At 34.4% G+C, this 11,727-nt stretch carries 13 protein-coding genes and 1 pseudogene; all 14 read right to left on the bottom strand.

Annotation, left to right across the window (positions count from 1 at the left end; translation table 11 throughout):
• Positions 1–199 (bottom strand): annotated as a pseudogene (locus tag FXW34_RS22605) (HNH/ENDO VII family nuclease); the annotation flags it as partial.
• Between the two features lie 105 nt (positions 200–304).
• Entirely contained in the window at positions 305–1,420 is a 1,116-nt protein-coding gene (locus FXW34_RS22600) for a hypothetical protein (protein ID WP_147536275.1), read from the bottom strand.
• 12 nt (positions 1,421–1,432) lie between these two features.
• Positions 1,433–3,091: a hypothetical protein gene (locus tag FXW34_RS22595; RefSeq protein WP_147536274.1), complete on the bottom strand. Its 1,659-nt coding sequence runs from the start codon at positions 3,089–3,091 to the stop codon at positions 1,433–1,435.
• Positions 3,092–3,679: 588 nt separating this feature from the next.
• Positions 3,680–4,171 carry a hypothetical protein gene (locus tag FXW34_RS22590; protein WP_147536273.1) on the bottom strand — a complete coding sequence of 164 codons (492 nt, stop codon included), beginning with the start codon at positions 4,169–4,171 and terminating at the stop codon, positions 3,680–3,682.
• Positions 4,172–4,487: 316 nt separating this feature from the next.
• The gene (locus FXW34_RS22585; protein ID WP_147536272.1) at positions 4,488–5,477 is read right to left on the bottom strand and encodes a DNA/RNA non-specific endonuclease; all 990 of its coding nucleotides are present in this window, start codon (positions 5,475–5,477) and stop codon (positions 4,488–4,490) included.
• Between the two features lie 384 nt (positions 5,478–5,861).
• Positions 5,862–6,227 (bottom strand): HsmA family protein, encoded by a 366-nt coding sequence (locus tag FXW34_RS22580; RefSeq protein ID WP_147536271.1) that lies wholly within the window; start codon positions 6,225–6,227, stop codon positions 5,862–5,864.
• Positions 6,228–7,180: 953 nt separating this feature from the next.
• The gene (locus FXW34_RS22575) at positions 7,181–7,789 is read right to left on the bottom strand and encodes an immunity protein Imm33 domain-containing protein (protein WP_147536270.1); all 609 of its coding nucleotides are present in this window, start codon (positions 7,787–7,789) and stop codon (positions 7,181–7,183) included.
• The gene (locus FXW34_RS22570; protein WP_147536269.1) at positions 7,789–8,124 is read right to left on the bottom strand and encodes a hypothetical protein; all 336 of its coding nucleotides are present in this window, start codon (positions 8,122–8,124) and stop codon (positions 7,789–7,791) included. Before FXW34_RS22570 ends, FXW34_RS22575 begins: the two co-directional genes overlap by 1 nt.
• 128 nt (positions 8,125–8,252) lie before the next feature.
• The gene (locus FXW34_RS22565) at positions 8,253–8,468 is read right to left on the bottom strand and encodes a hypothetical protein (protein WP_147536268.1); all 216 of its coding nucleotides are present in this window, start codon (positions 8,466–8,468) and stop codon (positions 8,253–8,255) included.
• Positions 8,469–9,253: 785 nt separating this feature from the next.
• Positions 9,254–9,691 carry an SMI1/KNR4 family protein gene (locus FXW34_RS22560; protein WP_147536267.1) on the bottom strand — a complete coding sequence of 146 codons (438 nt, stop codon included), beginning with the start codon at positions 9,689–9,691 and terminating at the stop codon, positions 9,254–9,256.
• A complete protein-coding gene (locus FXW34_RS22555) occupies positions 9,691–10,065 on the bottom strand; it encodes an HNH endonuclease (RefSeq protein WP_281292956.1) in 375 nt (124 codons plus the stop codon). The genes FXW34_RS22560 and FXW34_RS22555 overlap by 1 nt, the downstream gene beginning before the upstream one ends.
• Before the next feature lie 38 nt (positions 10,066–10,103).
• Positions 10,104–10,508 carry a hypothetical protein gene (locus FXW34_RS22550; protein ID WP_147536266.1) on the bottom strand — a complete coding sequence of 135 codons (405 nt, stop codon included), beginning with the start codon at positions 10,506–10,508 and terminating at the stop codon, positions 10,104–10,106.
• Between the two features lie 428 nt (positions 10,509–10,936).
• Positions 10,937–11,407 carry an antitoxin YezG family protein gene (locus FXW34_RS22545; RefSeq protein WP_147536265.1) on the bottom strand — a complete coding sequence of 157 codons (471 nt, stop codon included), beginning with the start codon at positions 11,405–11,407 and terminating at the stop codon, positions 10,937–10,939.
• Between the two features lie 137 nt (positions 11,408–11,544).
• Positions 11,545–11,727 (bottom strand): SMI1/KNR4 family protein (locus tag FXW34_RS23220; protein WP_147536264.1); only part of this gene is annotated, 183 nt, incomplete at its 5' end.

Below are 11,727 nucleotides of genomic sequence, written 5' to 3'. Positions count from 1 at the left end.
CTCTTCTGGATACATCTATTTCCTTTCCACCAACTTTAACTGTTCCTTTTACTTCTACAGCAGTATACTTGTCAGCTAGCCAATCTAATTCAATTTGTTCAGAAGATAATTTTCTGGATTTAAGCCCCGCAACTTCACCCGTACCCTTAGTTCCCCCACTACCAACCTTAACCCCTTCAATCCTTACAATATAACTCAATAATTACTTAGGTCTGCTTCGAAATTATTGGTAGTGACCATTTAATGCTTACGCTTTTTTACAAATGGAATATATTAGGGAAACAAAGGAGCCATCCCCATATTCTCAAACTGCAATTCTTACCTTTTCAGATTCGTTGATGCTATGTTCAACTTCTTCTGTATTGATTTTGGTAAAGCCTTTTTCGTCTATTTCATCCTTGCTGAAAATATGGATGTTCAAAAGAGTGACAATTATTCGGACTAGCTTTATATTTGTGTCCAAGACCGTGATTTCTTTTTCTTTAAATTGGCTAAAATCGTTCTTGTTACCGACAATCTCTGAAAGTTTGTTTAATTGATTCTTAAAAATATCCAGAATTGCATTTAACTCAATTGCCAGATTGCCGGAGGTTGAGGAAAGTTTGGTTAAATATTTTACAAGTGATCTTAAATTGATTATGCAATTATCTACCTCGTACTTAACGTTATCGATTTTATTAATTAGCGTTTTTTCACGAAACTTTAAAATCGCCGCAAAAACAGGTGTGCGCAGCAACCCTTGAAGTATGCCAGCTTCCTCGTCATATAGATTGATTAAGTAGTCATCAAATCTAGCAAAATCCAATTCTTGCACAGAACGGTCGAAAAGTTCAACTAAAGAAAATGATGCCCCAGCGTATTGAATACGATAAGTAGGACGATTATGAATCCGCTCAAATAAATCTGCAAAAATCGTTAAGTGTGATTGAAGCTCCGTCTTTGTTAATCGTATACTAGAAAGATTGTCTTGAACTTCCTTTTCTAGCTTTTCACCTCGAATTTGTAGGTTTTCAAGCATTTGAACATGTTTTAATAACAGATCATTTTTATCTTGAATATTCGCAGCTGCATTTTTTCCAAGTGAACTCATAAGCATTTTGATCGGAATTTGTGCTGGAAAAAGAATATTAGCAGCAATTTCCGCTACATCGCCCTTTGATTTGATTTTTAACTTATCACCTGCAAATTCTTTCACATCGTCTACTTTATCCGCAACAAAGTACTTTGCATCGTCTACTTTATCACCGACAAAATATTTCACATCATCAACTTTATCTTCAACGAAATATTTGACGTCATCAACTTTATCTTCAACGAAGTATTTGACATCATCAAATTTGTCGCTAACTGCATAGCGGATATCCGAAGCCTTTATTTCTATGTCAAGCTTTAAATCACGAAGCTTATCAAAAATCCCCATTACACAGAACCCCTATTCAAAATGTAATAATGCATTTCTATCTAGCATGAATTCTCTTAAGCCTTCTTCATCTTGATAAGGTAGCTTAAGCCTCATATCTTTAACCGCTTTAGAGACAATTTTATTCATTTCCTCATCAGTTTCGGCAAGATTCATTTCACGAGTCATCATGCTGACATGCGCAATTTGTTGATCCAGTTCCTCAATAGGCAACTGCGCCAATTCACTAACCTTTTGTTTTAAAATTTTATTAAACTCGGCGTAGTATTCTCTTTTCTGTTCCAATTGGTCGGCAAAAGTATTTAAATACTTTACAAGTGTCTCAACTTCCTTAGAATGATCGATAAAATAAACCAGTGAAATACTAATCAACCCGGTCGTTAACCCACTTAAGAAAATCGTTAAAGCCTCACCAATAACAGGTATATCTGGAATTCCCGTTTTCGATAAAAGCTCCTCAACATAGGTACCAGCAATAACCGCAGCAGCCATCACTAGAATTTTCGAAATCGCCCGAATGAGTTCTCCAGGCTGTAATTGATTTTTATTAAAAACTAATAGATTAAACACCTCTGTAATGCTGCCCCAAAACTCCCGAATCATTTTTACAACGTTCTTCGCAGTCCCCATAAAAAAATTCATCATAAACGTTGAAATAGAAGATAGAACACCGGCTAGCATCCCATTCGCAAAGCTTGCAATAAGTGTTTTAAATTTCTTCTTAACCGTCTCGAAAGCTTCTTTAAATACATCGGCCACTTGAAGAAAGAACTCTTTCAGTGAAAATTGTTCTTTCATTTTGGCAATCAAACTAGGAAACTTTTTTCGGACAATCGCCCAAACCTCGGCCAATATAATCCCTAGAGCCTGTCGGGCCCCCATCTTCCAACCAGTTTTCATCGCATCTTTTCCAACGTTGATATAGGTTTCTTTTTGACTTAAATAGGCCTTGTTGATACCTTTGTCGTACTCTTTTCGCGCATGATCATCTACTTCCCTCATTTTCTCACTATCTGCGTTTCGGAGGTTGGTTAGCTTGTTTAACTCTTTTCTTTCCTTGTCGGATAAATTCTGTTTGTTATGTAATTCTGTAATCCGTGCGTCATATGTAGCTTCTCTTTCCTTTAGTTCAGCTAAGTATTGCGTCATCGATTTTTGCTTTTTCGAACGATTGATCGAGCTATTGGTATGATTCAAATTGGTATCTGCATTCGCCAAATCCACCCCGTTTAAGCCCGCTAAATAAATTGCCGGGTCGTCGTGGATTTCCTTGGCAGCAATAGTATGGTCGAGATCATACTTTTCATTTCGTGAAATTTTTTGACCAGTATATGCGTCAGTTAATTGGCCCTGATCTTTAAGCTCAGATGCTTGACGATTATGATGAATATAATTTTTATGACTGTGGTAATTATTTTTGTGTTCCTTATAATCCCCACGATTCTTATATCGCAGTTTTGCTTCATTATCCTTCAAACCATACTCCCGTGCTGTTAATGGAGTGTCCACGTTACCGCCATCTTGATCCTTAATCATAAAATCGAGGGCAAAAGACCGCAATAAAGTTGTTACAATCATCTTTTCATATTGCTGCATTAATGATTGTGAAGGAGGTAATTCAGGATTTATTGGTGTGCCATTCAATAGTTCTATCGGATTTGCTACCGCCATCATAATCTACCTTCTTTTTAGGAATTAAATACTATCATTTTATTGTTATTTTACTATACTTTTATGTGATTAATTATGTCTTTTTTGGTTGAATTTAAATAAATTGATAATTTATTCCATGATTTTAAAAGAGAAATAGTTTAGTGGTTCGTTGGTTTCTTCATACAAAAAGGTCAGGACATAGAATAATGGTTCTATGTTCTGACCTTTTTTGTTTCTTTATGTTATTTAACAATGAACCTTTATAAGGTAAAGACGATCAAATATTATTTAATTAATGATTTCTCATGGGGACTTTTCTTGTTTACCTCAATGTCTTATGATGTAAAATCAAGCTTACAGGTCTTCCACGCAACCTCTCGAACCGTTTCAAAAATTAACGTTTTATATCGTTCTTTTAACCAATCAACCGCAAATTCGTTTTTTTGTTTTTATAATAATGACATCATCACTTATTTCAGTAGTCGTATCTACAAACCATGTTTGAAAACTTGGCTTAGGTGTTGAATCGTTAATCTTCTTTAGAACCTCAGTCCATAAATCTATCCAAAGTTCCTTCTTTTCAAAAAAAATAAAAACAATTGCCCTTCAACTAAACGTTTTCCCAACTACTCGCTGTATTAAAGAACAAAACATATCCCATTCTTTAGGAAATTTGTTATCACCATATTTCCTAATCGTTCTTCTATTAGTTACAATTTCCAAACTCCAATGCGTACCATCACAGACTCCAGGCTCAACATAGCTTGATTTCCAATTCAGCAAATCTACCATTTTCAATTGTTCTATAAAGTTTTCTGCTGTTCTTCTTCTAATAGACTTCTCAAATTCTATCCCTTCACCGTAAAGACTAAAACTCCAAGTAGTTTTTTTATTCTCGAGATCTACCACAGCATGATAATAACCATCTAAATACCCACCAATTGATGCCTTAATTACCTTGATTTTAGCATATGCAGCATCAATAGCTTGTTCCCTATTCCAGGTAAACTCACAATCCTTACAGTAATAATCTGGATCACCTATCGAAATACAACAACCACCCAATTTCACCTTCCCTGCTTCTGCTTCCAAAAACAATTCATGACTAGGTTCTCCATACACTATTTTAATTGAATTCTTAGACTCGCACTTTGGACATTGTTTATAATTTATGGCCACCAAACATCCCTACCTTTAATTAAAATCATGGGGATTACACATCATTAGATTAATATATTTAACAGTAGTTAAGGTCGCTTGTTATGCGACAATTATATCAAAGCTTAGCTATTTTTCCTTGGTTTCACTTATTGCTTTTTGAAGAAACGAAGGGACGGTTCCTAAAAAGAAAAGCGCTCTCCTTGTACTTGGAAAGCGCCGTTTGTCGAAGCATGTGTATAAATATCTGATTTGTTTACTCACCTACTAGTCCATCACCATCTCGGTCGTCCATATATTTGTAGAGCCATGAATCGCGCGTGATCGGCATTTTAAAGCCAGCCGCTTTAGCTTCAGCGATTGTGACTCTTCCATCACGATTGGTATCCACCTTACTAACATCTTCATTACTACTTACTGGTTCGTTTGCTGGTACAGTGTTTGTTTGAGGTGGCGTATTGCTTCCACCAGTCGTAATCCCTAAATTTTTGTTCACTTCATCTGGGTTTACATTATCAAATTCATCTGTGATGGATCTGCCATGGATTTTGTATGTGAATTTATAGTGGCTAGGAATTTGCGTCTGAGTATTTGGATATTGAATTTCTGCAACGAAATCTGTACATCCTCCTGCATCTCGAATCACTTTTTCCATATAAGCCTGATCGCCGTGCCTATTGAGAATGCTGTTTTGAGGTGTAATATTATATGCGTTTGATACTCCCCCAAGTGCGTCAGCAATCACATGCCCTTCATCTAAGTCTGGGCTCTCTGTACCAGGAACCTTTGCTTCATCAGAATAGTATCGCCCAGACGATAAAACATCTTCAGTTTTCGAATTTTGAAGTGTTATCTTTTTCGCCTCGACACGAATGAGCTGTCCGTATTCATTCGTAAAAGCCCAATATTCCCTGTCTCCAAACCCAATATCAACTCTTGAATTCGGCTTTCGATAACCTGATAAATCTCCACCATCTACTTCAATAAGTGTATATTTGCTGTAGTCAAAGTCACCATTAACACTTGTTGTCGTTTGTGCACTATTGGCAGGAACGCTTTCACTAACAGTTTTTTCGGCTTCATCGTCAGATGTACTTTTTTTGCTTTCAACAGTGGATTCTTCCTTTTTGCTTCCATCTTGATTCTTTCCTGTATCACTTTGTTGTGAACAACTAGTAAATACTATAAGGAATGAAAGGAGTAAAAGTATAATCCCCGATGATTTTTGATACTTTTTTTGTAGCATATTGCGCACCTCTATTAATAAATTGAATAAAATCATTTTACTATATTTAGTAGAGTAATAGTGTAAATATCAATTTTTCACCTTAAATTCCTCATAAGTAAAATATTACCAATTTATTTGCGAGTTTAACCAAGAGTGCCTGTCACCACCCGATTTTTCTTGTTTCACAGATCTTTGTGAAACAATATTTTTCGGGCGGTGACAGGCACCATTTTTTTCTAATGCGAACGGTAAATTTTTTTCTTGATAGTTATGTCTTTAGCAGTTTTACTTTTGAAAAATAAAAAGGACATTTCATCGTTACAGAATACCTTCATTGATTTATATTGATTCTGATTTTCATTTTGAAAATGAATATGATATTTGTTTTGATATTACAAACCACTATGCACTCATCCCCATAATAGCCCCAGTAAAAAATGGAATGATCCAAATCATCCAAACAACTAGACTTATTTTATGAAAGCGCATCTGAGCTTTTTGGTTGTTTGCAATGATCACAAATGACGCCCAAACAACATGAAATAGCATTAATAAAATAGCAAGCGTTCCAGTAATCCCATGTAAATCGAATTCAAAGCCACTTTCATTTATACTCATCAACGTCGTTCCGACAGTATCAAAAACAAGCCCTAACCAAAAGATTAATAAGTGCCATTTTTTCAAGCTGCCCTGCTGTTTTTCACTCCAAACACCAAGCGTGTATAACAAAAAAGCTAAATTTATCGTTATGATCGCATAAAGAAGCATCGTGTATTTTCTCCTCTCACCTGTATATGCTCTCAATATCTCTATTCATTATTTTCAGTGATTAATTGAAAATCTTAATTAAATTCATCTTAAAATTTCCTTAAATTATTTTTTTATAAAAAAATAAATAGACTAGCCTCCTAACTTAATATAAGGAGATTAGTCTATTAGTTTTCCGATTCATTCCAGCCTCTACATTGCCACTGTAAAGAATTCTGTATAATATACCGATGCATTTTGATTCGACTTTCTTTATCTTCCCATTTGCAGTATTCATTCTCAGCCTTCAAATTGGATGTCCCAATCCTCATTTTCATCATTCTCATCGTCACAATCTAAAACATCCCAATATATAATCGCATCATCCATTACTTTTATTTTTTTTATCTTTATTCCCCCCTTATTTCGGAAGACAAAGAAACAGGGGGACGGTTCCGACGTTTCCCTAAATATTCCCATTTACTAAAATTTAAAAATTTTGCAAATAACCTGTAACATTGTAAACGTTGTTGAAAAATGTAAGGTGGAAAGAAGGAAGGGTTTCTTCAAGAGAATATTTTAGATTGCCAGATTGCAGGAGGTTGAGGATAGTTTGGTTAAATATTTTACACGTAATCTTGCATTAGTTACGTCATCATTCATTAATTCATATAAATTTTATATATAAATAAGACCATACATAGAGCAATGGTTCTATGTACTGGCATTTTGATGTGTTGTATTTACAATATAACTCAATAATTTCTTAGGTCTTCTTCGAAATTATCGGTAGTGACCATTTAATGCTTACGCTTTTTTACAAATGGAATATATTAGGGAAACACTGGAACCGTCCCTTGTTCCTTAAAAAACAAAAAACACTTGTTGCCTATAGTAGACAATCAAGTGCCTTATTCAATGTTTTACTTCATGTATAGTTTAGTTGTGTATCTTAAGATTTCCGTAAATAAAATCTATATAGATCCTCTAAAAATATCTACATCGTTTTCGTTTAACACTGCTTTTATTTCATTACCTTCAAAAACAACCATATAGTCATTTGGTAGTGCAAGAACTTGAATGATTTCTGGTCTAATTTTTAGTAGTTGATAAGCATATAGAGCATACAACTCTGTAGTATTATTATCTTCTACAGGGCCTATATACCAACCTGAATCTCCCTTTTCAACATCCCCATTTCTTTGTAAATATATTTTCTCGAGTTCTAGTACTCCTTTAGTAAGTATGATTTTATCACTAAATTTTATTGATAAACCTTCAACATTTATCTTTCTCAAAAAATGACTTTGTTCTAGTTGTACCCACAATGCTAAAGTTAAATCTTCTGTTATATCTTCAAATGGATTTCTAGCGTAGTCAGGAGTAGTCAGTATAAAATTCCCAGTTTCTCTCTCATGTAAAAAATAGACGGACCAACCGACTTGTATAGAAAATCCATGAATTAATTTATTACTATCTAACTGTTCTAACATAGTAAACAAAATTTCTATTTGAGGTTCTAATTCTTTTTCAGCAGTCACTATAATTGTTTTACCCATAATAATCTTTTCAAATTTCTTCATTACCTCAACCTCTCTTCTATAGCTACTTTTAGAGCTTCTCTAGCTTGTTTCTCTTTTTCTAGCATTTCCATTCTAACATTATCAGGAACTTCTCCCATCTTAGAATGTCCTTTCCAATCAGCCCAACTATATGCCCCCTTAGATGCATTCGAAGATTTTCCAAGACCAACAAAATTATCTTTTAGATTTAGAATTTCTATTTGTTGTTCTCTAGTTAACCTACTGAATCCATCCATTTCAGTTATTTCTTTCATTGAAACAATATGGTCTGCTTCAAACTTATCAACTTCATACCCGTATACTGGGTCTACTTTAGGACCATCTGGATTAACCATTTTTCTTATATCGTTACTTGGTGTCTTTACCTCAAATTTTTATATTCATTTTTGGGAATACCATTAACCGTACCCTTAGTTCCCCCACTACCAACCTTAACTCCTTCAATCCTACTTACATAATCTCTTTAACCATTTTCAATTCTATGTGTATTGACGGCTGAATCATGGGCTAATATTTTATTGCCCATTGTATCTTCCACGAGCTTTATTCGAAGTGGGTTAAGATTTTTCGCTCCAGTAGCCACTTTATCCGCGACTTGTGCTAATTCTATTGTATCTTTTATAACCTTATTTCCCACGATATTAGCGCCGTTTTGGAAGGCTGCTTCTGCATGTCTCAAGCGTTCTGATCCAAACTTGTGTGAAACAGGGGGACGGTTCCGACGTTTACCTAAATATTCCCATTTACTAAAATTTAAAAATTTTGCAAATAACCTATAACATTGTAAACGTTGTTGAAAAAAGAAACAGGGGGACGGTTCCGACGTTTACCTAAATATTCCCATTTACTAAAATTTAAAAATTTTGCAAATAACCTATAACATTGTAAACGTTGTTGAAAAATGTAAGGTGGAAAGAAGGAAGGGTTTCTTCAAGAGAATATTTTAGATTGCCAGATTGCAGGAGGTTGAGGATAGTTTGGTTAAATATTTTANAAATAACCTATAACATTGTAAACGTTGTTGAAAAAAGAAACAGGGGGACGGTTCCGACGTTTCCCTAAATATTCCCATTTACTAAAATTTAAAAATTTTGCAAATAACCTGTAACATTGTAAACGTTGTTGAAAAATGTAAGGTGGAAAGAAGGAAGGGTTTCTTCAAGAGAATATTTTAGATTGCCAGATTGCAGGAGGTTGAGGATAGTTTGGTTAAATATTTTATACGTAATCTTGCATTAGTTACGTCATCATTCATTAATTCATATAAATTTTATATATAAATAAGACCATACATAGAGCAATGGTTCTATGTACTGGCCTTTTGCTGTGTTGTATTTACAATATAACTCAATAATTACTTAGGTCTCCTTCGAAATTATCGGAAGTGACCATTTAATGCTTACGCTTTTTTACAAATGGAATATATTAGGGAAACACTGGAACCGTCCCTTGTTCCTTGAAGTATTATTCAACCATATCCATAAAGTACTCTGCATCCTCATTAATCTTTCTTGTAAATTCTTCCAATGAACCAGCAATTTGGGTATCAAAAAAATATACAGGAGATTGTTTCGGATAATTTAAATCAAGAGTTAAATATACCCCCTCATTTACTTCAAAAAACACTAATTTATCATCCTCCTCATATATTCCTTCTAAATCTGGATCAAACTCGTAAATACCTTCTCTTAAAGTAATATCAGCTATAGTATCTGGATCCATAAATCTATTTATTGCGTTCCCATTGCTTCCTTTTATAAAGCCATAGCCAACTTCTAAGTAAAAATCTCTAAGTCCTTTAGGTAACTCAAACCCAAGTCTTTCTTCAGCATTTAACAGTTCTTTTTCTTGTAGCCTAATAAATTTATGTTTCTCATTTTTCAAAAAATCAAATGTAGCCATTAAAACTCCCCCCTTGAAAATAACATATTTGATGGCGAACCTTTACCATGAATTCCCGCCTGATGTTCATCAGGAAATTTAGCAGGGTGTATATTCCACCATTCACGAGGACCACCAAAATTATTATCAATAATATGATGAGCATCATATGGTTGACCTATATCCCTTGCTAATCTTCCTTTTTTATCATAAATTTCTTTAGTGTATCTTGGCCAAGTTTGTCCCGTGTTTTCTTCCCATTCTTTAATCAATTTATTTTTTACACTATTGAATTTATTTCTGTGTTTTAAAGTTTCCAATGGTGTCATTTTTTCATATATATTTTCTCTTAATGCGTCCTTTAATTTTTCTATTTGTGTTTTATAAAGTTTCAATCCAGTTTTTGACTCAACATCTCTAATATATCCTTTAGCTAGATTGTAATCAATTTTACCGTACCCTTAGTTCCCCCACTACCAACCTTAACCCCTTCAATCCTACTTACATAATCTCTTAAACCATTTTCAATACTATGTGTATTGACGGCTGAAACATGAGCAAATACTTTATTGCCCATTGTATCTTCCACAAGTTTTATTCGAAGTGGGTTAAGGTTTTTCGCTCCAGTAGCCACTTTATCCGCGACTTGTGCTACTTCTATTGTTTCTTTTATAACCTTATTTTTCACAATATTGGCGCCGTTTTGGAAGGTTGCTTCTGCTCGTCGTAGGCGGTCTGTTCCAAACTTGGATGCGGTTTCTACTAAGTTACTAATACCAGAAGTAGCTCCCTGTTGGACGCCACCTTTCACACCGGAACTTAAGCCTAGCTTCCCCATATTATCACTAACACCGGATTAGTCACGTCAGCATTCATTCATTTAAATTTTCCATATAAAAAAGGCCATACAGAGAGTAATGGTTCTATGTACTGGCCTTTTGCGGTGTTGTATTTACAATATAACTCAATAATTACTTAGGTCTCCTTCGAAATTATCGGTAGTGACCATTTAATGCTTACGCTTTTTAAAAATGGAATATATTAGGGAAACACTGGAACCGTCCCTTGTTCCTACATCTTGATTTTAACGTGTTTACATAAAGACTAAGTACTTAAAGAAATGTTTTTTAGTAGAACATTACTGCATTAAATATTAATTGGAATTAACTGGGGAGATTCCCAAAAGATATTCTTTACGAACCAAAAAAAGGAAACAAAGGGGGTCCTTTTCGACCCATTCCCTTGTTTCCCCGTGTTTCGAAGAAATTATTCCAGTGTAGAGAGGTATTTTTCTAAATGCCTTTTCCCAGAATTACTTTTAGGTATGATGCCTAGATGCTCATACTTCCAAATAGTTTTCCTTTCAAGAGAGTCTATCTTTGAAAGATCATCATAATTAAAGTCAATATTAAAATTTCCTATATTATCAAAGACCATAGTGAAATTTGTCCAAGGCTCATGGCCATTATCTTTAAACGCTCTCCAAAGTTCTTGAATAAAATCAACTATTTGATGCCATTTTTCTGTGTATTCAAGTTCATTAACTGTAAATAGTTCAGTTATTTCATGACTGTATATGGGTTTATCACTGCGTTCGGGATAATAATAAAAATATGCAGTCTGAGATCCTTCAACAACCTCACCATGTAAATAAACCTTAGACCATTCTTCTGGAATAGTTTCTACAACAACTCCTGCTATCAGTTGATATAATCTATCTAATTGTTCTTCATTCATCTAACTTTTTCCTTCCCGGTACATTCGGGCGGTCACAGGCACCTATTCTTTAATCACTACTACTGCATTAAACTTACGAATTTGTACGAGTCCGTTAATTGATTCATAAGTATCCCCTGGATTAACCTCATTGTTTTTTACCAGTTATCAATTCCTTCTTGAAATATGTCTATTACATAGTCATCAAATGTATTATATCTTGGGTGTAAATCTGTTCCCCCCCTTTCCCAACTAAATACTCTGTCATCATTAATATCTGCACAATACATACATCTAGCAAATTCTCCCGAGTCCTCTAAAACAATTAAGTTCATACCCAA

The sequence above is a fragment of the Bacillus marasmi genome (assembly GCF_902168435.1).
Classification (GTDB): Bacteria; Bacillota; Bacilli; order Bacillales; family Cytobacillaceae; genus Bacillus_BU; species Bacillus_BU marasmi.
Note: the sequence above shows the minus strand (reverse complement) of the source record. Positions and strands in the feature narration are given on the sequence as shown.

What these genes read in the sequence shown, in the direction of transcription:
- FXW34_RS22570 (WP_147536269.1), bottom strand. Translation starts at nt 8,124, where the DNA reads ATGGTTAATCCAGATGGTCCTAAAGTAGACCCAGTATACGGGTATGAA.
- FXW34_RS22545 (WP_147536265.1), bottom strand. Translation starts at nt 11,407, where the DNA reads ATGAATGAAGAACAATTAGATAGATTATATCAACTGATAGCAGGAGTT.
- FXW34_RS22600 (WP_147536275.1), bottom strand. Translation starts at nt 1,420, where the DNA reads ATGGGGATTTTTGATAAGCTTCGTGATTTAAAGCTTGACATAGAAATA.
- FXW34_RS22575 (WP_147536270.1), bottom strand. Translation starts at nt 7,789, where the DNA reads ATGAAGAAATTTGAAAAGATTATTATGGGTAAAACAATTATAGTGACT.
- FXW34_RS22560 (WP_147536267.1), bottom strand. Translation starts at nt 9,691, where the DNA reads ATGGCTACATTTGATTTTTTGAAAAATGAGAAACATAAATTTATTAGG.
- FXW34_RS22585 (WP_147536272.1), bottom strand. Translation starts at nt 5,477, where the DNA reads ATGCTACAAAAAAAGTATCAAAAATCATCGGGGATTATACTTTTACTC.
- FXW34_RS22580 (WP_147536271.1), bottom strand. Translation starts at nt 6,227, where the DNA reads ATGCTTCTTTATGCGATCATAACGATAAATTTAGCTTTTTTGTTATAC.
- FXW34_RS22550 (WP_147536266.1), bottom strand. Translation starts at nt 10,508, where the DNA reads ATGGGGAAGCTAGGCTTAAGTTCCGGTGTGAAAGGTGGCGTCCAACAG.
- FXW34_RS22595 (WP_147536274.1), bottom strand. Translation starts at nt 3,091, where the DNA reads ATGGCGGTAGCAAATCCGATAGAACTATTGAATGGCACACCAATAAAT.